The organism is Paenibacillus sp. SN-8-1 (assembly GCF_050995535.1).
Taxonomy (GTDB): Bacteria; Bacillota; Bacilli; order Paenibacillales; family Paenibacillaceae; genus Fontibacillus.
Map to the genome: position 1 here is coordinate 2,163,417 of NZ_CP194782.1, position 18,844 is coordinate 2,182,260.

Consider the following 18,844-nt stretch of genomic DNA (forward strand, 5'->3'; position numbering starts at 1 on the left):
AGGCTTATGATGACATTCCGCCAGCGCGAAGGCGATTAGCATTGTCATATACTTCTTTGAGAAGTCTTGCAGGCTGAGGACGGACAGCAGGCTTAGCTACAACGGTCTCACCGGGTCCAATGACCATGACCTCGTTATGGTTTCCTTTAACTACGGCGCCATCCTTAATTACTGCGCCTTCACCGATGATAGCACGCTCAATGACTACATTACGGCCAATCTTCGCATGAGGCATAATGATACTGTCTTTGACTTTACTAAAGCGGCCAACCTCAGTTCCGCCGAACAACACAGAACGCTCCGCATAACCCTCCAAACCACAATTATCGTGCACCAGAGAGGAATTAGCTTGAATAGCACGGTGTCTTAAACCGGACTTTCTAGTGTGCTGTTCATTCGTATACATCGGCCAGGCTTCGTTATGAAGCTTCCAGTCCGCAGACTCATCGAGAAGGTCCATATGGGCTTCCCACAGGCTGTCTACTGTACCCACATCTCTCCAATATCCTTTGAATTCGTAAGCATAAAGGGGAGTGTTTCCGGCAAGCATGTTGGGTATAACATCTTTACCAAAATCATGGGATGAGTTCGGATTTTTGGCATCCTGGGTCAAGTGCTGTTTCAGATAGTCCCATTTGAAAATATAGATGCCCATGGACGCCAGATTGCTTTGCGGCTCCTGAGGCTTCTCTGCAAATTCTGTGATCCGGTATTGATCATCGGTTGACATTACCCCGAAACGATGAGCCTCGTTCCAAGGTACCGGCATGACAGAGATAGTTGCACAGGCATCAGACTTTATATGAAAATCAAGCATTTCGCGATAATTCATATGATAAATATGATCTCCTGAAAGGATCAGAACGTTCTCGGGATTCTGGGAATCAATGTAATCCATATTTTGATATATGGCATCGGCTGTGCCAGAATATTCATCAGATCCTGTATTATAAGAAGGAAGAAGCGCGATACCTCCGTTGTCTGTTTGAGTCAGACCCCAGGCTTCCCCTTCTCCTATATGATTGTGAAGTGATTCCGCCTCATACTGGGTAAGTACTCCAATTGTATCAATACCTGAGTTAACGCAGTTACTGAGAGGAAAATCTATTATTCTATATCGACCGCCAAAGGGCACAGCCGGCTTAGCTTGCTTTGACGTAAGCGGAGATAATCTGCGACCCTCTCCTCCGGCTAGCAGCATGGCAATGCATTCTTTCTTATTCATTACGTTTCCCTCCCAAGGATATGTCAGTGTAGTATTTAGATAAACGAATTTACCCATAGTTGAAACTATTTTATTGTGGATTCCATGAAAAATTACAATTTATTTTCCTTTTTTAAATAAATAATTCATTCTCGTGTAATTAGGGTAATAAACTAAGTGGACAATGCTTAAAAAGGTGGTGGAGAGTTGTCAGAGTACCTAAATAATCAGAATTCAATTTCGCCTCTGGACGTATACCTGTTCCATGAAGGAACTTTATATCGCAGTTACCGCTCTCTGGGGGCCCATCTTACAGAAGAAGAAGGACGCCAAGGTGTTAGGTTCACGGTCTGGGCACCCCATGCACAGCATGTGGGACTGGCTTCTGACTTCAATCAATGGAAGGGAGATAACGATCCTTTATATAAGATGCCCGATTCTGGGCTTTGGAGTCGCTTTTTCCCGGGAATCACGGAAGGTACATTTTACAAGTATGAAATCACGGGTCCAGATGGACAGACCTTCCTTAAGGCAGATCCATATGCGTTCCACGCGGAAGTAAGACCTGCGACAGCTTCTGTGGTCAGCTCATTGAATGGATACCAATGGGGAGACGGCAGCTGGCGACGTAAGAATAGAGCGCCTTATCAGAAGCCAATGAACATTTATGAAATTCATTTCGGTACCTGGAAGCAAAAAGAGGACGGGTCGTTCTACACATATCGGGAAATGGCTGACCTGCTGATTCCTTACATACAAGAAATGGGCTATACACATATCGAAATTATGCCCCTTGCCGAACATCCTTATGATTTATCCTGGGGATATCAAATCACGGGTTACTTTGCGCCAACAAGCCGCTATGGAACACCGAAGGACCTGATGTATTTCGTGGATCGCTGCCATCAGGCGAACATTGGTGTGATTCTGGACTGGGTTCCGGGACATTTTACCCGTGATGATCATGGATTAAGGCTGTTTGACGGTACACCTCAGTTCGAGTACGCGGATCCCCGCAAGGCGGATAAGCCAGGCTGGGGAACACTAAGCTTCGACTTCGGTAAGCCTGAGGTCCGCTCGTTCCTGATCTCCAATGCAATCTACTGGCTGGAGATGTATCATTTTGACGGGCTCCGTGTCGATGCGGTCACCAGTATGGTACGGCTAGATTTCGAGAAGAGCGAAGGTCAGTATGTGCCCAACATACATGGTGGTTATGAGAATCTGGAGGCGACAGATTTCCTTCGCCAGCTGAATGAAGCTGTGTTTCAGGCTTTTCCACATGCGCTTATGATGGCTGAAGAATCCAGTGCCTGGCCGCTCGTTACGTCACCGGTTCATGAGGGTGGACTCGGGTTCAACTATAAATGGAATATGGGCTGGATGAATGATACGCTGGATTATGTAGAAACGGACTTTTATAGCAGGCCTCATCATCACAACCTGCTTACATTTCCCATCGTGTATGCCTATTCTGAGAATTTCACATTGCCGCTCTCCCATGACGAAGTGGTACACGGCAAGAAATCACTGCTGGACAAAATGCCCGGCAATTATGAAGAGAAATTTGCAGGTCTCCGCGTTCTGCTGGGTTACCAAATGACAAGTCCCGGTAAGAAGCTTCTCTTCATGGGAGGGGAATTTGGACAGTTCATCGAGTGGAGAGACCAGGGTGAGCTCGATTGGTTCTTGCTGGATTATGAGTCTCATCGCCGAATGCTCAAGTATACGGCGGCCCTTAACCACTTCTATCTAGAAGAGAAGGCGCTTTGGGAGCTGGATCACGGCATGGAAGGTTATGAATGGGTATCCCCGCATGATGCTTCCCAAAGTGTTATATCTTTTTTTCGTAAAGGGAAAAGACCTGGCGACAGCCTGCTCGTTGTGATCAACTTCCAACCGGTGAAGAGGGATACCTACCGGCTTGGAGTAGCCAAGCCTGGAACTTATGAGCTGGTATTCTCCAGTGACGCTGAAGAATTCGGCGGCTCAGGGGCCAATCAGACGCCCGTCAAATCGGAGAAAATATCCTGGCACGGCCAGCTGCATAGCTTGGAAATATCGGTTCCTCCGCTGAGTATTTCAATCTGGAAGAAACAGGGGAGAACACGGGCGAGACAGCAGACGGAGCAGCTCAGCAGCAGTCCGAATGAGATTCCCAAGAAACGTAAAACTACACAAAGGAGGAAGACGACATGAAAATTCTGTTTGCGGCTGCAGAAGCAATTCCGTTCGTAAAAACGGGTGGTCTGGCCGATGTAATTGGAGCGTTGCCCAAAGCGCTCCTAAAAGCCGGTCATGATGTGCGTATTGTGTTGCCGAAGTACAAGGCGGTTCCGGATCAATTCCGGGGTCAGCTCATGCCGGTAGACATTATCAAGGTTCCATTAGCCTGGAGATCCCAATACTGCGGAATTGAAGAGCTTAGTTTTGAAGGGATTCCTGTCTACTTCATCGATAACGAGTTTTACTATGGACGGGATGGAATTTACGGTTATGGGGATGATGGGGAACGCTTCGCTTTCTTCAACCGGGCAGTACTGGAAATTTTGCCTTACATCGACTTCCAGCCGGATGTCATCCATTGTCATGATTGGCATGCTGCACTAATCCCGGTATTTCTACAGCATCATTATTCACACGCTCCTTTCTATCAGTCCATAAGAACCGTTTTTACGGTACATAACTTGCTGTATCAAGGCATCTTCCCCTACGAGGTTCTGCCTGATATTCTTGACCTCCCGAATCACTATTTTACGCCGGATGGTCTGGAATATTACGGGAACGTCAATTATCTTAAAGCAGGACTTGTCTATGCCGATCATGTGACTACTGTAAGTCCTACCTATGCTGAAGAGATCAAAACGGAGTACTACGGGTATGGACTCGATGGTCTTCTCAGATCGCTTGGCGGGCGGTTATCCGGGATTGTTAACGGAATTGATACGAAGCTGTATAATCCGGCAACGGATTCCGAGATTCCTGCCAAGTATCGGACCAGTCTCAGCAAGAAACGTGAGAATAAGCCATTCCTTCAACAAGAATTGGGGCTTCCTGTGGATCCTAAGATTCCTCTGATCTCGATGGTGACACGGCTTGTTGACTCAAAAGGCTTGGAGCTGGTCAGAAGAGTGCTGGATGAGCTTCTGCACTTTGACAACGTTCAAGTCGTTGTACTGGGAACTGGGGAGCATGAATATGAGCAGTGGTTCCGGGAAGCGGCCCATCGCCATCCCAGCAAGCTGTCTGCCCAAATTAAATTCAATGATGGTTTATCCCGGCGAATCTATGCGGGAAGTGACATCTTCCTGATGCCTTCCAAATTTGAACCGTGCGGAATCAGCCAGCTATTGGCCCTTCGCTACGGAAGCATTCCGGTAGTACGGGAGACTGGCGGTCTGAATGATACGGTGCATTCATTCAATGAATTCACCGGTGAGGGGAATGGGTTCTCATTTAACCATTATAATGCTCATGATATGCTCTACACGATTCGTAGGGCAGTTCATATGTATCATCAACCTGATCAATGGAAGAAGATTGTACGTAATGCATTCGCGGGTGATTACAGCTGGAACGTATCCGCGGAGAGGTATTTGGAGATTTATCAGAGTGTACTTAACTAGGGTGTGTCTTCAAACTCAGGCAAGCCACATTATAATCGATGCCAGAGTCAAAAAAGCCTTGAACGTACACGCTAATTTATCGTAGCGAGTTGCCAGACGACGATAGTTTTTTATTTTATTGACGGATTGTAAAGAGAAGTGCGACAGGTAGATTAAAGGTTCATGATAGTATTTATGTAAAATGGAATCACCGCAACTCACTATTACAGAGTAGTCGTCTGAAAGTAAAAGTTGTAGATGTTTAACGTGAGAAAGAAAATTAAATAGATTTTGCGCTCCGGAAGCAATTAAGGAATAACATCCTTCAAGCAAAATAAAGCTGGTGTCCCTTATACTAAAAAGGTACACCAGCTTTTTTAGTCAACCGGATTTGCTTTATTGATTCGTTGCCGCGAAAGACTCTGCCGCTGCTGATAGATAATAAGCCAACCCGGTTTGCTGACTTTCAAGCATCTTAAGATGAAAGTCATCACTTAGAAAAAAACGAGTCTGTGCTACAAAGTCTTCAACCGATGCTTTGTGCCCATGCTTATTCATAAACTCAAGATGGCATCGAATCAAATTTCTTGTTTTTTCATCGTTATGCTTTAAGCCTTCTCTTAATGAACTTGCCATTTCATTCATGAAAGTCATGGCTTCGACTGCTTGTTCGTTTAATTCCTTAACATCCGTTGGGGCAACCTCATGAGACTCCACCCCATACGATTCCTTCAAATATTGATTTTGCTCAGTCAGCGCTTTGTTCCACTCTTCCTCGTTTTCAAAACCTTTGAACATTTCCTTATTATCCATGGATTCCCCTTCCTTTATACATGCAATGGATTTACGCAATGTTTGAATGATGGTATCCAGTCTGTCTTTGCGGCAAAGGAGCAACTCCTCCTGCTGCGAAAGAATGGATAGCCGGTCTGAATGATGTTCCATCATTTCCTTGATTTGGTCTAAGGAAAAATCCAATTCTCTATAAAATAGAATCTCTTGCAAACGTTCCAGCTCTTTCGCTTCATACAACCGGTATCCAGCTTCACTTATCTTACAAGGTAAGAGAAGACCGATCTTGTGATAATGATGAAGCGTTTTGATTGTAACATTGGACAGTTCCGATACTTCTTTTACCGTGTACAATATTGCTCATTCCTCCCTTCACTAGGTAGCTTATTGTCTTCCCTAAGAGGAGAGTCAAGTCGAACTTTTTCAAAAAAATATTGACCCTTCCCTTACAGTAGGCACTAAGATGATTTTCGAAATAGATGACGAGGGAGGAAACTAGAAATGTCAGGATCCGTTCAACTGCTTCGAAACGGCTTTGTTCGAGCCGTTATGATTTCAACTCTATTTTCTCAAATGGGTATTTGGATTCGTAATTTTGCTGTCCTCTTGTATGTTATGGAGGTGACAGGAGGAGATTCATTTGCCGTTTCCATGATTTCGGTCGCGGAATATGCGCCAATTTTTATCTTTTCTTTCATTGGTGGAGTATTCGCGGATAGATGGCGGCCCAAGAGAACAATGGTTTGGTGTGAATGTTTAAGTTCGTTATCCGTATTTATTGTCTTTGTTATGTTGGAAGTTGGAACATGGAAGATCATTTTTTTAGCAACATTATGCTCTTCCATTCTATCACAGTTTGCACAGCCTTCCGGCATGAAGCTATTTAAGAATCATGTGCGTGATGAAGATGCACAATCCTGCATGTCTTTGCTACAAACCATAACATCTGTCTTTATGGTTCTTGGTCCGATCCTGGGAACGTTGGTATATCAGCAATTCGGAATTGAAGTTTCAATATTGACGACTAGCGCTTGCTTTCTGTTATCTGCTTTTTCCCTTGTCTTCGTCCCGTCTGATGAAAAGAAAATAAAGAATCGAGAGACCAACCCATCTTCGCTATTTCGCGAAATAGCGGACAGCATTCATTTTGTCTTCGTAAACAAGTTACTCTTGCAGCTCAGTATATGTTTCACGTTGGTGGGACTAGGAGTTGGGTTAATTACGCCGCTTGGCATCTTCCTCGTTACGGAGCAGTTGGACTTGCCTGCAGAGGCTTTGAAATGGATTAGCATACCTTACGGTTTGGGTGAAATTGTCGGAGGAATAGTAATATTTGCTCTCGCGGCTAAGATCGCCCCACAACGTTTCCTTATGATTGGTTTACTCGTCAACGGTGTCGGGATCATCTTAACAGGGATGTCAACCGTGATATGGCTAACGATGATAGCCCAATTCATCATTGCTCTTCTGCAACCGGCCATTTTTGTCGGAAATAGCGCAATGGTCATGCAGCATACCGATCAAAACTTTATAGGTCGGGTAATGGGAATCCGCACTCCGCTTATGACGGGAGCGATGCTCCTTATGATGAGTGTTGCAGGTGTGTTGAAAAATATACTTTCACTTACAATTGTGTACGAATTGGCCGGATTCTGTTTTTTTGCAGGATTCCTAATTATGATTCCGCTTTTCCGAAGCAAAGGAAAAGGGGAGCAATCGGTGGCATAATGAATCATTAACTCTGGACGGGGCAGGTTATTATACTACACGCTAGTGCGGTTTCGCGGTTTATAACTTTATTCACCAATTTAAGCACTTTATTTTCATATAACAACAGGAGAATATAACCATGAGTTACACTCATCTAAGCATAACCGAACGTAGCCAGCTAGAAGTCCTAATCCGAATTGGATGGTCGAATCGGGAAATCGGCAGGGAGTTAGGGAGGCACCACTCAGCAATCGCAAGAGAACTAAAGCGAGGAAGCTTGAGTGGCGTATACCAAGCAGAGACAGCGCAAATTGCCTACGAAGAGCGGCGGAAGTCCAGCAAGCCGAAAGGTCGCTTCACGACGGAGTTAGCTGATGAACTGGAGGATAAGCTGAACCAGACATGGTCGCCTGAGTAGATCGCTGAAGAACGTCGAGCAAGCGGAAAGCCGTTTGTATGCTTCAAAACAATTTACCAGTGGCTTTATGACGGACGTCTGGCTGGGGGCGAAGTTAACGTGTTGCGCCATAAAGGAAAACGACGGAAGCCTATGGAGACACGTGGCCGGTTTCTAGTGGGTAAAACGATTGTCCAGCGTCCTAAATCCGTTAAGAAGCGTGAGTCATTCGGTCACTGGGAACTCGATACAGTTGTCTCCAGCCGGGGAAAAAGTCGTGCCTGCGTAGCGACTTTTATTGAACGCAAGACGCGTATGTACCTGGCTGTTAAGATGCCTGACCGCACCGCTCATTCCATGGAGATTGCATTCGGAGTAGTAACTGGGCAGTTTCCACAAGGAGCCTTCAAGACCGCCACCGTTGACCGGGGGAAGGAATACCATTGTGCGCGTTCACCAGCATGGATCGGGCGCAAAACATGGTTCGGTTGTCCAAAGCCGGACGTCCTCCCTGTGGTTTTCGTTCAGGTGGAAACAGGTCTTGAACTCGCTGCCATTGTGTCTCTTTTATTTCGTATCGTGTATTCATCTAATGTATTTAACCCATGTATTACCTTTTAAACAAGTTTGAAGACACACCCTAGGAATGTACATTTAGACTAGAATAAGGCATATTCACAGACGGCATTCTAAGGAATGTCGTTTGGTTTGTTTACTGGTGATATTTTCCTTCGCGGGGAACAGCCCTTTTTTATTGCATAATAATACATGCTGTTTTATAATGACTCAGTCCTAATATGATAAACAACTAAAATAGAAGCAAGGAGCGATAACAAAATTGAGAAAATTACAGACGCTGATCATAGTCCTGCTGTGCTTCGTACTATCTTACTCAGGGCTATCTGGGTCGGCTTATGCCGATGAAGGCACGAATCCAGCGAAGAAGACGATTGTGCTGGGAACAAGTGCTGACTTTCCACCCTATGAGTTTCATAAAGTTATTGACGGGAAGGATCAAATTGTAGGTTTTGACATTCAGATTGCGAAGCAGATTGCTGCGGATATGGGTGCGGAACTGAAAATAGAGGATATGAGCTTTGACAGCCTGCTGCCAGCTTTGACAAGTGGTCGTGTAGACTTTCTGATCTCAGGAATGAACCCTACACCAGAGCGGAAGAAGAGTATCGACTTCTCCACCGTGTATTATCGCGCGAATCAGTCCATTATGGTTCGTAAAGCAGATAAAGACAAGTACAACACCATGGATACGTTAAAAGGGGCCAAGATCGGCGTTCAAAAATCTTCCCTGCAGGAGGAGATTGGCCAGAAGATTGAAGGCGCACAGTTAACCTCTCTAGATAAAGTTTCTGATATACTTATGCAGCTTCAGACTAACCGTGTCGATGCGGCTATTATTGAAGGACCGGTAGCCCAGGCTAATCTTACGGATGATTTCGCTATTACGGATGCGGTACCTCAGGTAGAGGATTTCGGTTATGCTATTGGGGTCAAGAAGGATAACCCCGAGCTGCTCAGCAGTATTAATAACACACTAGCCCATTTAATCAAGGATGGCAAAATTCAGCAGTTCGTTGATGATGCCAGCAGCTTGGTTAACGGGAAGCAGAAGGCCCAAGATACATTCTCTTTCTTCCTGAAATATAAAGATTATTATATCGCGGGTATTAAATATACACTCCTTCTGTCTGTACTCGGAGTCATATTCGGGTTCATTATCGGGCTCTTCATCAGCTTGCTGCGGATGAACCGAATCGCGATTCTTCGCTGGATCGGTGTGGCTTACATTGAGGTTCTGCGCGGAACACCTATGCTTGTCCAGCTCTTGATCATTCATTATGGGCTCGCGCTGACCTTCCATATTAATTTCACTGCATTGGAATCAGGGATAATTACTTTATCCATCAACAGTTCAGCCTACCTTGCTGAAGTGTTCCGCGCAGGTATTCAGGGCGTGGATAAGGGGCAAATGGAAGCTGCAAGATCACTTGGAATGTCCAGTGGTAAGGCGTTCCGCTTCATCATTCTACCGCAAGCGATTAAGAATGTTCTGCCTGCGATTGGTAATGAATTCATTACGATCATTAAAGAATCCTCGATAGTTTCATTCATCGGTGTAGCTGATCTGATGTTCCAAGCCCAGGTGGTTCGCGGTATTTCTTTTGCGGGGCTGAATCCTCTCCTCGTTGCAGCCGTGATCTACTTCATCATGACCTTTGTACTTTCTAAACTATTGGGTCTATTGGAAAGGAAGCTGAGAACTAGTGATATCCATTAAAAATTTGCATAAATCCTACGGAAAGCTGGAGATTCTTAAAGGCATCGATGCAGAGATTGAGAAAGGTGAAGTTGTTGTCGTTATTGGTCCGAGCGGATCCGGTAAAAGTACATTTCTCCGCTGCCTCAATTTGCTTGAACAGCCTACTGCAGGCGAAATCCGTTTTGAAGGTGAACTAATCACAGATAAGAAGCATAATATTAACCTGACACGTGAGAAAATGGGCATGGTATTCCAGCAGTTTAATCTGTTCCCCCACAAAACGGTGCTGGAGAATATAACTCTAGCTCCCATCCAGGTTAAGAAGCTTGATCGTTCAAAGGCTGAAGAGATAGCTCTGGATCTGCTCCGAACCGTTGGACTTGAAGACAAGAAGGGAGCATTTCCCGCACAGCTGTCTGGTGGACAGAAACAGCGGATCGCCATTGCGAGGGCGCTTGCCATGGAGCCGCATGTAATGCTCTTCGATGAACCTACATCGGCCCTTGATCCAGAGATGGTGGGCGAGGTTCTGGATGTCATGAAGAAGCTGGCTGAGAAGGGAATGACCATGGTCATTGTTACTCATGAGATGGGCTTTGCCAGAGAAGTCGGTGACAGGATTCTGTTCATGGATCAAGGCACGATCATTGAGCAGGGTTCCCCAGAAGTTGTTCTGGGCAATCCAACCCACCCGCGTACACAGGATTTCTTAAGCAAAGTATTGTAAAGGTAGGAACAGAATCAATTGTATAACCTTAAGCTCTATCCCAATGGATAGAGTTTTTTTTTTGGAAACTCAGGGACCCATATCTATGGAATACTTGTAATAATTTACGCGATACGAATATGATTTCCAGCAATTGCTTGGTCAATTGGTTACAGAATTGTGATATATTCGAAGTGCCGAAACTTGAAGCTTTCAAGTGCGGGGGATGATTTACGGATTAACTATCTTATCAACATCTGATAGATAATCCTTGGGGTGAAGCGCTGCTTTTTAATTAGAGCGCCGGGTTGTATCCTCAATCCGAATCCGACAGCTAACTCCGCAGGCATGATTAAAAGGAGGATTTTATTTATGTCATCTAAGAATCTTACACAGAACAAAAAGGTAAACAAATTGTCGTTAGTCGCGAAAACGGTTACAGCCATGCTTGGCATGGCCGCGTTTATCCACATGACCCCTGTCCATGCTGACTCCGTACATACTGCAGTAGAGGGAGACACCTATTACACACTGTCCAAGAAATATGGGATCTCTATCAACAACCTAATGACTGCGAATCCCAGTATCAATCCTAATAATATTTATGCAGGATTGCCGATCAAGCTGCCAACCAGTCTGAAAACTGCCAGCATTGGGGCTAGTCTGATCGTTAAAAAGGCAGATCCGCTTGCTACACTCAAAGTATTCACAGCAAACAAAGTTGTGGAAGCATGGGGGAAATCTTTTAATTACTCCAAGACCATCAATGTTGTAGCTACAGCCTATTCCGCAGATCCTAGTGAGAATGGATGGGGGCCGGTTGATTATTATGGTAATCCGCTTGCTTTGGGCACTATTGCAGTAGATCCCAAAGTAATCCCTATGGGAACTAAGGTGTTAGTGACCGGTCATAGTCATTCTGGTCTTCCGAAGAAAGCATTTGTTGCAAAAGCGACAGATCAAGGCAGCGCGATCAAAGGGAACCGTATAGACATCTTCATTCCTGGCAGCCAGTCGACTGTGGACACATTTGGCTTTCAGAATGTGAAGCTATATGTCATTAAATAATTGGAATTAATTCAAAGAGGAAAGACTCCAGATATATATGGAGTCTTTCCTCTTTTGCTTACTTAGATCCTTTGATATGGAGGAGTTTGCTCAGATCAACAAAAGTATAGCCCTTACTTCTTAGTGTGTTTCTTACTTCTGGCAATGCTTGTACAGATCCCGAGAGATCTGCGCCAACTCCACCTCCGGCATGCTGAAGAATAATGGAGCCGGGACCTGCGGCGCTCAAAATATTGCGTTTCACCTGATCTTTGGACAGACCTTTCCAGTCTTTCGAATCAACGTTCCAATTAATCACCTTGTAACCACTGGCCTTCGCCCATCGCAATTGCTCCTCATTAATCTCCCCATAAGGAGGCCGGATTAACTTGGGGCGGGATCCTGTAAGGTTGTAAATGATCTTCTCAGTACGGAGAATCTGATCTTTGAAATAAGCAAGGTTACGATTTTTGAATAAAGGGTGGTTATAAGAGTGGTTGCCGATCAGATGTCCCTCACGTTGAATACGCCTGACAAGACCAGGATGCTTCTCCGCCCGATTGCCCACCACAAAGAAAGTGGCTTTAATATGATATTTAGCAAGAATATCAAGGACTTGAGGGGTGAAGCGGGGATCAGGAACATCATCGAAGGTCAGCGCGATCTGCTTAACGTGAGGCCCCCTGAATTTAAAGGTCTCGGCATACTTCCTTCTTAATTCACCAAGTGTTAATGATTCATGACTTGATGCAACTTTGCTTGTGGAGTTCTGCTCCTCAGGGTCCTGAGTCATCCGGGCTGCAGAAGCAGCTTGGGAACTCGGCAGCATCGATAGGACAAGCAACACAAATAAAATTGCATATTTGTTCCGCATCAAGAAATCTCTCCTTTTACAGGACATAGTACCTGTTGTTATTTCCTGATATGGGCGGTTTTATCCAGAGTCCGCCTGCTCTGTGAGCAATATCACGGCAGCCCCAGTTGAAAAGAGGCATCGTAATGTTCAGGGGGGAGTAAGTCATGGCTGAAATATTGTCTAATATCCAGGTCTCGCCTGGGGTGTTCCGTATGAAGATAGCAGGGAAATATGAGGGCCGAGCCGGGCAGTTCTACATGCTCAGGGGCTCCAGAATAGAACCTTTACTTTCCAGACCACTGAGTATTTTTGATCTGAGTGACCATTACATAGAATTCCTCTATCAAGTTGTCGGTGAGGGTACTCACCTGTTCGCGGGCCTTAAGCGGGGAGACTCTTTGAACCTGGTCGGCCCTTTAGGGAACGGATTCCCGGTATTAGAGGGAAGAATTGCACTGGTTGGGGGCGGCATTGGAATAGCTCCACTGTATTATGCAGCCAGACAAATGGTGGCTTCAGATGTCTTTCTCGGTTTCCGGGAGGAAGCCTATTTAGTCAGAGAGTTTAGTTCAGTCTGCAGCAGAATTCAGGTTAGAGTTGGAGGAAGTATTTTGGATGAGGTTGTCTTTGAGGACTATGACTATATCTTTGTATGCGGTCCTACCGGCATGCTGAAGGCGGCGGGTCAAAGACAAGCTGAGCGGCACTATACAGGTAACCTCTTTGTATCAGTTGAGAACAAGATGGCCTGCGGAATCGGGGCATGCCTTGTATGCAGTGTCAAAGTTCCGGGTGGAACCAAGCGGGCGTGTGTGGAGGGGCCTGTATTTCTTGCAAAGGAAGTGGACTTCGATGATTAATCTGTCAGGAAGCATTGCTGGTGTTCACTTCAAGAATCCGATTGTGATGGCGTCTGGAACATTCGGGTTTGGTAAGGAGTATGCGGAATATTACAATATTTCAGCTCTGGGCGGAATCGCGGGGAAGGGACTGACCTTGCATCCCAAATCGGGAAATGAGGGGCTTCGGGTATTTGAGACGCCCTCGGGAATGCTCAATAGTGTTGGCCTGGAGAACCCAGGCATCAAGCACTTTCTAGAGAATGAGGCCACCTTTTGGGAGGGCCTTGACCTGGCGAGAATTGTAAATCTGGGCGGGAACCATATAGATGAATATATTGAAGGGGCATTGATGATCAATCAGGACTCCAGGCTTCGGGAGACCAAGGGTCTCAAAGCGGTTGACATCATTGAACTGAATATTTCATGCCCTAATGTAAAAGAAGGCGGGATTGCCTACGGGATCAAGACTGAAAAGGCCCGGGAAGTCGTGCGCGAAGTGAGAGCTGTTACTTCCATCCCATTGATCATTAAGTTGTCACCTAATGCGGAAGACTTGGTATCGATGGCTCTGATGTGTGAAGAAGAGGGTGCTGATGGGGTAACGCTGATAAATACCATTTCGGGCATGAAGATCGATGTGCATAAGAGGAAGAGTGTATTTCACAACTTATATGCCGGGCTTTCAGGTCCTGCAATTAAGCCGATTGCATTGAGAATGGTCCATCAGGTAGCCAGTAGAGTGAGTATACCGGTTATTGGAGTGGGGGGAATCACAAGCGCCATAGATGTAATTGAGTTCATTATGGCCGGGGCTTCACTGGTGCAGATAGGTACCTATAACTTTGTTAATATTCATGCCGGTGAAGAATTAGTGAGTGGTATCTCAGAGTTTATGAGCAGGGAAGGTATTCAGACATTAGACGAAATCCGGGGGATCATTTAGAGAGGGGCCGGGCAGGTGAATCACTTTCATGATATTAGCCTTGAATTTCACGAAATAGGACGTGATATCTTGTTGATCATTACGGGAGGAGATGCTCATATTGGAGCAGTCTCCACAGCATATCCTTCCGGGAAATTTTCGCCAGAGGTGCATACTGCTGAAGTCCCCGGTCATAAGGAATCCCTGCTCAGTTCAGATTTTGCACTTCGTGCCTCCAAGTGGCTTAACCGGACAGTGACTGTAGTAATTGGAATCCATTACGACAACTTAAGTTCTGAGCAAATAGACCGGGTGTGTCAGCTTGCAGAACGGAAGCTCGAAGTTTTTTTGCAAACGGTGTCTCCTCCAAGTTATGATAAGAACAGGATACAATAAATGGTATGGCAGGCAAAGAAACAAAAAATATTGAAACGTTCCGCCGCCTACCTGCGTAAATCATATCATAAAACATATTTATTCCTGGGAGGAAATTAACCATGTCTATTTTCAAAAGATTACGTGATCTAACGATGTCTAACATTAACTCTCTTATCGATAAAGCCGAGGATCCAATTAAGCTGACTGACCAATACATTCGTGATATGCAGGAAGATCTTGAGGATGCCGAGAAATCTGTAGCAGCCCAAATTGCAATTGAAAAGAAATTCAAGCAGCTCTATGAAGAGCAGGAAGCATTGGCTGCCAAACGTAATGAGCAAGCTCATGCAGCTGCGCAAGCGCAGAACGTTGACCTTGCCCGCCGTGCACTGGAGGAGAAGAAGGCTGCTGAAGTGAAGCTTGTCGAATACAAGGCCAGCTATGATAGCAACAAAGCTGCAGCAGACAATCTTCGTGATAAGCTGGAACAAATGCGTAAGCAGCTTACAGAGATGAAGAATAAGCGCGAGACCTTGGTAGCACGTTACAATGCGGCTAAGGCTCAGAACGAAATTAACAAATCATTGTCCGGACTTAACTCGGATACCGCTTCAGCTGGATTGAAACGTATGGAAGAGAAGATGCTTCAAATGGAAGCTCAGGCTGAAGCCAGTAATGAGGTATCCAGCAAAGGCAAATCCCTGGACGAAGAGTTCGCAGAACTTAATAAGGATAAAGCGGTTGAAGATGAGCTGGCGGCCCTGCTCAAGCAGTACGAGAAATAATCATCTGCGATATGCATGTAAGGGAAGGAGAGACAATTCATTGTTTCTCCTTTGCTTATGAGGAGCTAAATTTGTGTAATGCATATTAATCATAAGGAGCCAGGAATCATGAGTGTAATGAAGAGAATCGGCAGACTTTTTGCCAAGCCGGAGCCGCCTGCTCGTGAGAAGAGCATGCTGGATCTGAATCCGGGGGATATATGCGAAGTATCCCTTGTCACCTATGAGGTAGTAGGGAATGTACGTAATCCGGGGCGGAATGCCACGATGCTGTCACTTAAGGACGGCAATGATATTCGTTATTTGCACATTGAAGAACGTGAAATTTTACAGTATGCTTTATATGACCCTATAGACGGGCGTCTCGATAATCCGAATGAAGTTCCAACAACTATAGATTTGGATGATAAATCCTACCATCTTGAAGAAGAATATGCCGGGAACGTAATCATTAAGGGCAGAACTCCTTTTCGCCAAGGCGGAGAACAGCATGTGTGGCAATTTCAGTCCGATGATTATCGCCTGTTAAGGATTGAATGGCAGGATGGAAGATTCATGCTTTATGAAGGAGACAAGACGATCTCCGGTGATGTTAAAGTCATCCGTGCCTCTTAGGAGTGATATTTGTGAAGAAAGGGTCTTCTTTATATGTAAAGATAGCTCTGATTCTCAGCTTGCTCGTGTCGCTATTAGCAGGCTGTGGCTCACCTAACGTAAAGGAGAATTACCCGCTAGAATCTGTGAATCGAAGTGGAAGCTCAACCTCATATGTCTATAGAGCGGCAGGGGAGAAGGTTCCAGAGGTTGCGGCTGATCTGATTGCTGATCATAAGCCTGATCAGAAGTCACCTGAGAATGAAGATCATATGTTCCTCGTGTATGATAAGGAATATTATCATCTTCAAAAGGATCCAAATAAGCCGGAAGATACACTGATTGAAGTGGATTCCGAACAGTATGTACGTGACAATTACGATTCAAGCTTTCTTCAAGGTTACCTTGCAGCTTCTCTGATCGGAAGCTTATTCGATTCCTTTGGAGGACATGGTTCTTACCGGGGATACTCAAGCAAGGATACTTATAAGCCAAAGCAGGACTATCATGCACCGACGAAAGATGATAAGAAGGCTGCTCCGCCACTGACCGTGGAGAAGAAAGGTTCTATAACAAGACGTGGTGGTTCCGGATCAAGTAGTGGAAGCTACAGTGGAGGCAGCAGCAGTTCCGGTTCAAGCAAGGGTAGTATTACTCGGAATAAGGATGGGGGAAGCTCGGATTCGGGTTCCTATTCATCCCCGAAGAAGTCTATTACGAAGCCAAAGACCCGATCCGGTTCTGGAGGTATTACTAGAAGAAGGCGGTAACTTCAGACTGATGGTTTTAACACCAGATTACATGGGAGCATGCACTTAGCTGCATGCTTTTTATGTTATAAGGATTGCAATGAGGCGGGATTCAGCGATAACATGGTTACATATTAAGACAGAGTAACTAAGGGGGTTCGTATATGCATCAATCTAACTCATCTCACAAGCTTCATAGAAACGCTTTACAGGTGCAGGAAGCTCAGGCTCTCATAAAGTCCCATGTTCAGCTCGGAGAATGTGAGCATGTCGATCTATCCGAGGCTAAGGGGCGGTATCTAGCTGAAGATATTAGAGCGCCGCATCCTTATCCGCACTTCCGGCGTTCAGGAATGGATGGATTCGCAATTATAAGCCAAGATACAGCAGGAGCTTCAACAGAAAATCCGGTGTGGTTAGAGGTAGTGGACGAGATTCCTGCCGGATCCCTGCCGTCGGTTGCCCTTGTTCCAGGTACGGCTTCCCGTATTATGACAGGAGCTAAGGTGCCGGATGAAGCAGATGCTGTAGTTATGTTTGAAATGACGGAAAGTGTTGTAAATCAAGGAAGAACAACAATCCAGGTGAAAAGGGAAATTGAGGCGGGCAAGAATGTGACACCGGTAGGATTGGAACTTGAAGAAGGCGACTTAATATTAGAAAAAGGTACTCTCCTCTCAACCGGTGAGATCTCTGTACTTGCAACAGTCGGTGTTCATCAGGTCAGCGTCTTCAAGCGGCCGACAGTGGCTATTTTCTCAACAGGTTCTGAGCTGCTAGGGATTGAGGAAGCGATTCAGGACGGCAAGATACGGAACAGCAATACTTATATGCTGGCCAGTCAGGTAAGAGATGCTGGTGGAGAGCCGATTATACTAGATGCGATTCAGGATGATCTGCAAATTGCCAAGCGGCGAGTAGAGGAAGCCTTCCAGTACTATGATATTGTGGTGACTACAGGCGGCGTATCTGTGGGGGATTTTGATATCATGGCGGATTTGGTTCGCGGCGAAGAAGTTACGATGCTGTTCAATAAAGTAACTATGCGTCCTGGAAGTGTTACAACCGCTGCGGTGAGGGAGGACAAGCTCCTTTTTGCCCTCTCGGGGAACCCGGGGGCCTGCTTCGTAGGGTTTGAATTGTTCGTAAGGCCGGCTCTTGGTTTAATGCAGGGCAGTACACAGCCATTCCTTACAGAGTTCACGGCGGTTTTGGGCAGAACATATGATAAAATCAACAACTTTACCCGTTTTGTCCGTGGGAGTCTGCGTATAGAGGACGCACAGCTTGTGGCCACACCAGCAAGCCTGGACGAATCGAGTGTCATGATTACGATTAAGGACAGTGATTGCCTAATTGTTGTACCTCCATCCTCTGGAGTCCTTCAAGCGGGGGATAAAGTAACCGTGCTAAGACTTTCGGGCAGCCCATTATGAAGCCTATAACTCCCCGCCCGGTATATCAGATAGTAGGATATAAGAATTCTGGAAAGACCCATTTAGTCTCGAGGCTGGTCGCACATTTCACAGCCAAAGGTTTGCGGGTCGCCGTAATTAAGCATGATCTGCATGGATTTGAGATGGATAAGGAAGGCACGGATACCTACCAACACCGGGCGGCTGGCGCAGCGGCTGTTGCGATTACTTCACCTGAGCGTACCGCTGTCTTGGAAGAGAAGGATACTGCCTTGTCAGACCTGATCGCTCGTTTTGCCGAGTATGATCTTGTTCTGGTAGAAGGGTTCAAGCAAGAGACATATCCCAAGCTTGTCATTCTTCGTGAGAAGAGAGATATCCCGCTACTAAGTGAACTCTCGAACATTAAGGGAGTTGTTGTTTGGCCTGAGTTAACCAAGGTTATGGAGGAGCGCAATACTACAGAAAGTATGAGCAATATCTTGCCGAGCTTTGATATCAACGATACCTCAAGGATAGCTTCAGCCATTTCTCTTGATTTATCTCTGTAAAAGAAGAAAAACC

General features: G+C 45.6%; 17 protein-coding genes, 1 pseudogene and 1 riboswitch. Of the genes and pseudogenes, 15 read left to right on the forward strand and 3 right to left on the reverse strand.

The genetic code is table 11. The features are described from left to right. Positions 1-4: 4 nt before the first annotated feature. Positions 5-1,225: a glucose-1-phosphate adenylyltransferase gene (locus ACRRNK_RS10220; RefSeq protein ID WP_433946624.1), complete on the reverse strand. Its 1,221-nt coding sequence runs from the start codon at positions 1,223-1,225 to the stop codon at positions 5-7. 186 nt (positions 1,226-1,411) lie between these two features. Between ACRRNK_RS10220 and glgB the strand changes: the two genes are divergently transcribed. After that, complete coding sequence (gene glgB / locus ACRRNK_RS10225; protein ID WP_433946625.1) at positions 1,412-3,403, forward strand: 1,4-alpha-glucan branching protein GlgB; 1,992 nt, start codon at positions 1,412-1,414, stop codon at positions 3,401-3,403. Beyond that, positions 3,400-4,830 carry a glycogen synthase GlgA gene (gene glgA / locus ACRRNK_RS10230; RefSeq protein ID WP_433946626.1) on the forward strand — a complete coding sequence of 477 codons (1,431 nt, stop codon included), beginning with the start codon at positions 3,400-3,402 and terminating at the stop codon, positions 4,828-4,830. The genes glgB and glgA overlap by 4 nt, the downstream gene beginning before the upstream one ends. A gap of 375 nt (positions 4,831-5,205) precedes the next feature. Here the strand turns inward: glgA and ACRRNK_RS10235 are convergent, their stop codons facing one another. Beyond that, positions 5,206-5,958: a MerR family transcriptional regulator gene (locus ACRRNK_RS10235; protein WP_433946856.1), complete on the reverse strand. Its 753-nt coding sequence runs from the start codon at positions 5,956-5,958 to the stop codon at positions 5,206-5,208. Positions 5,959-6,102: 144 nt separating this feature from the next. Here ACRRNK_RS10235 and ACRRNK_RS10240 point away from each other — a divergent pair, with 144 nt between their 5' ends. From ACRRNK_RS10240 to ACRRNK_RS10260, 5 genes and pseudogenes are all read left to right on the forward strand, one after another. Further along, positions 6,103-7,329 carry an MFS transporter gene (locus tag ACRRNK_RS10240; protein WP_433946627.1) on the forward strand — a complete coding sequence of 409 codons (1,227 nt, stop codon included), beginning with the start codon at positions 6,103-6,105 and terminating at the stop codon, positions 7,327-7,329. 121 nt (positions 7,330-7,450) lie between these two features. After that, positions 7,451-8,155, forward strand: a pseudogene (locus tag ACRRNK_RS10245) (IS30 family transposase); the annotation flags it as partial. Positions 8,156-8,537: 382 nt separating this feature from the next. Then, positions 8,538-10,004, forward strand: a complete 1,467-nt coding sequence (locus ACRRNK_RS10250; RefSeq protein ID WP_433946857.1) for an ABC transporter substrate-binding protein/permease — start codon at positions 8,538-8,540, stop codon at positions 10,002-10,004. After that, entirely contained in the window at positions 9,991-10,713 is a 723-nt protein-coding gene (locus tag ACRRNK_RS10255; RefSeq protein WP_433946628.1) for an amino acid ABC transporter ATP-binding protein, read from the forward strand. Before ACRRNK_RS10250 ends, ACRRNK_RS10255 begins: the two co-directional genes overlap by 14 nt. Before the next feature lie 164 nt (positions 10,714-10,877). After that, a riboswitch (cyclic di-AMP (ydaO/yuaA leader) is annotated at positions 10,878-11,056 on the forward strand. A gap of 8 nt (positions 11,057-11,064) precedes the next feature. Then, entirely contained in the window at positions 11,065-11,760 is a 696-nt protein-coding gene (locus ACRRNK_RS10260; protein ID WP_433946629.1) for a 3D domain-containing protein, read from the forward strand. Positions 11,761-11,818: 58 nt separating this feature from the next. On the opposite strand, the gene ACRRNK_RS10265 is transcribed toward ACRRNK_RS10260, so the two are convergent. Then, positions 11,819-12,613 carry a polysaccharide deacetylase family protein gene (locus ACRRNK_RS10265; protein WP_433946630.1) on the reverse strand — a complete coding sequence of 265 codons (795 nt, stop codon included), beginning with the start codon at positions 12,611-12,613 and terminating at the stop codon, positions 11,819-11,821. 146 nt (positions 12,614-12,759) lie between these two features. Here ACRRNK_RS10265 and ACRRNK_RS10270 point away from each other — a divergent pair, with 146 nt between their 5' ends. The 8 genes from ACRRNK_RS10270 to mobB all read left to right on the forward strand — a co-directional run bounded on the left by ACRRNK_RS10270 (position 12,760) and on the right by mobB (position 18,831). Then, the gene (locus tag ACRRNK_RS10270; RefSeq protein WP_433946631.1) at positions 12,760-13,455 is read left to right on the forward strand and encodes a dihydroorotate dehydrogenase electron transfer subunit; all 696 of its coding nucleotides are present in this window, start codon (positions 12,760-12,762) and stop codon (positions 13,453-13,455) included. Then, complete coding sequence (locus tag ACRRNK_RS10275) at positions 13,448-14,380, forward strand: dihydroorotate dehydrogenase (protein ID WP_433946632.1); 933 nt, start codon at positions 13,448-13,450, stop codon at positions 14,378-14,380. Before ACRRNK_RS10270 ends, ACRRNK_RS10275 begins: the two co-directional genes overlap by 8 nt. 15 nt (positions 14,381-14,395) lie before the next feature. Beyond that, positions 14,396-14,755: a hypothetical protein gene (locus ACRRNK_RS10280; protein WP_433946633.1), complete on the forward strand. Its 360-nt coding sequence runs from the start codon at positions 14,396-14,398 to the stop codon at positions 14,753-14,755. 101 nt (positions 14,756-14,856) lie between these two features. Continuing rightward, positions 14,857-15,522, forward strand: a complete 666-nt coding sequence (locus ACRRNK_RS10285; RefSeq protein ID WP_433946634.1) for a PspA/IM30 family protein — start codon at positions 14,857-14,859, stop codon at positions 15,520-15,522. Positions 15,523-15,630: 108 nt separating this feature from the next. Further along, a complete protein-coding gene (locus ACRRNK_RS10290; protein ID WP_433946635.1) occupies positions 15,631-16,137 on the forward strand; it encodes a DUF4178 domain-containing protein in 507 nt (168 codons plus the stop codon). An 11-nt stretch (positions 16,138-16,148) separates the two neighbouring features. Then, positions 16,149-16,886 (forward strand): DUF4247 domain-containing protein, encoded by a 738-nt coding sequence (locus ACRRNK_RS10295; protein WP_433946636.1) that lies wholly within the window; start codon positions 16,149-16,151, stop codon positions 16,884-16,886. Positions 16,887-17,029: 143 nt separating this feature from the next. Next, positions 17,030-18,301, forward strand: a complete 1,272-nt coding sequence (locus ACRRNK_RS10300) for a molybdopterin molybdotransferase MoeA (protein WP_433946637.1) — start codon at positions 17,030-17,032, stop codon at positions 18,299-18,301. Then, positions 18,298-18,831 (forward strand): molybdopterin-guanine dinucleotide biosynthesis protein B, encoded by a 534-nt coding sequence (mobB, locus tag ACRRNK_RS10305; protein ID WP_433946638.1) that lies wholly within the window; start codon positions 18,298-18,300, stop codon positions 18,829-18,831. The genes ACRRNK_RS10300 and mobB overlap by 4 nt, the downstream gene beginning before the upstream one ends. The last annotated feature ends 13 nt before the right edge of the window (positions 18,832-18,844 follow it).

Coding starts and splice junctions, on each gene's coding strand:
- ACRRNK_RS10265 (WP_433946630.1), bottom strand. CDS start 12,613: ATGCGGAACAAATATGCAATTTTATTTGTGTTGCTTGTCCTATCGATG.
- ACRRNK_RS10260 (WP_433946629.1), top strand. CDS start 11,065: ATGTCATCTAAGAATCTTACACAGAACAAAAAGGTAAACAAATTGTCG.
- ACRRNK_RS10240 (WP_433946627.1), top strand. CDS start 6,103: ATGTCAGGATCCGTTCAACTGCTTCGAAACGGCTTTGTTCGAGCCGTT.
- ACRRNK_RS10275 (WP_433946632.1), top strand. CDS start 13,448: ATGATTAATCTGTCAGGAAGCATTGCTGGTGTTCACTTCAAGAATCCG.
- ACRRNK_RS10290 (WP_433946635.1), top strand. CDS start 15,631: ATGAGTGTAATGAAGAGAATCGGCAGACTTTTTGCCAAGCCGGAGCCG.
- ACRRNK_RS10285 (WP_433946634.1), top strand. CDS start 14,857: ATGTCTATTTTCAAAAGATTACGTGATCTAACGATGTCTAACATTAAC.
- ACRRNK_RS10300 (WP_433946637.1), top strand. CDS start 17,030: ATGCATCAATCTAACTCATCTCACAAGCTTCATAGAAACGCTTTACAG.
- glgA (WP_433946626.1), top strand. CDS start 3,400: ATGAAAATTCTGTTTGCGGCTGCAGAAGCAATTCCGTTCGTAAAAACG.
- mobB (WP_433946638.1), top strand. CDS start 18,298: ATGAAGCCTATAACTCCCCGCCCGGTATATCAGATAGTAGGATATAAG.
- ACRRNK_RS10220 (WP_433946624.1), bottom strand. CDS start 1,225: ATGAATAAGAAAGAATGCATTGCCATGCTGCTAGCCGGAGGAGAGGGT.
- ACRRNK_RS10270 (WP_433946631.1), top strand. CDS start 12,760: ATGGCTGAAATATTGTCTAATATCCAGGTCTCGCCTGGGGTGTTCCGT.